At 43.0% G+C, this 784-nt stretch carries 2 tRNA genes and 1 rRNA gene; all 3 read left to right on the top strand.

Annotated elements, in window-relative coordinates:
• Positions 1-29: 29 nt before the first annotated feature.
• Positions 30-106 (top strand) — tRNA-Ile (locus I6E69_RS20460).
• 9 nt (positions 107-115) lie between these two features.
• Positions 116-191 (top strand) — tRNA-Ala (locus I6E69_RS20465).
• Between the two features lie 361 nt (positions 192-552).
• Positions 553-784 (top strand): 23S ribosomal RNA (locus I6E69_RS20470); the annotation flags it as partial.

A 784-nucleotide genomic window follows, 5' to 3' on the forward strand; every position in this document is an offset into this window, starting at 1 on the left:
TATTAGCTTTTGCCTTTGTAGGCATACAAAGGCCTGTAGCTCAGCTGGTTAGAGCACCGTGTTGATAACGCGGGGGTCGGCAGTTCAAGTCTGCCCAGGCCTACCATTTATTTACGGGGCCATAGCTCAGTTGGTAGAGCGCCTGCCTTGCACGCAGGAGGTCAACGGTTCGACTCCGTTTGGCTCCACCACTACTATAAACGAATAAGCTTTGAGTGCTAAGAGTATTAAATAGAAACAAGTGATTCGCCTATATTTGAAAGATTACTTCTTTCTGTTTTATACAGAACCTGTTACTCGACGAGAGAGTAGGAACTATTTAAAAACATAGATATGAGTCTGGGTTAGGAAGAGCGTGTTCACGCGCACTTCTTAACCTTAATAACTCACCTCTTAACGACATCAGTTGTTATCCCAGGGGTGAGTTATTAAAAAAGTAATAAGAGAACTGAATCAAGCGTATAAAATTAGGTGATATCGTTATCATAATTAGACTTTATGACACTTTGAAGTTAAAACTTATTTATAAGTTAAGACTACTTGGGGTTGTATGGTCAAGTAATGAAGCGCACATGGTGGATGCCTTGGCAGTCAGAGGCGATGAAAGACGTGACAGCCTGCGATAAGCTTCGGGGAGGCGGCAATATCCTGTGATCCGGAGATTTCTGAATGGGGAAACCCACCTACCATAAGGTAGGTATCTTGTACTTGTACAAGAAGCGAACGAGGGGAAGTGAAACATCTCAGTACCCTTAGGAATAGACATCAAATGAGATTCCCCTAG

Source organism: Pseudoalteromonas sp. NZS100, assembly GCF_015864815.1.
GTDB classification, from domain to species: domain Bacteria; phylum Pseudomonadota; class Gammaproteobacteria; order Enterobacterales; family Alteromonadaceae; genus Pseudoalteromonas; species Pseudoalteromonas distincta.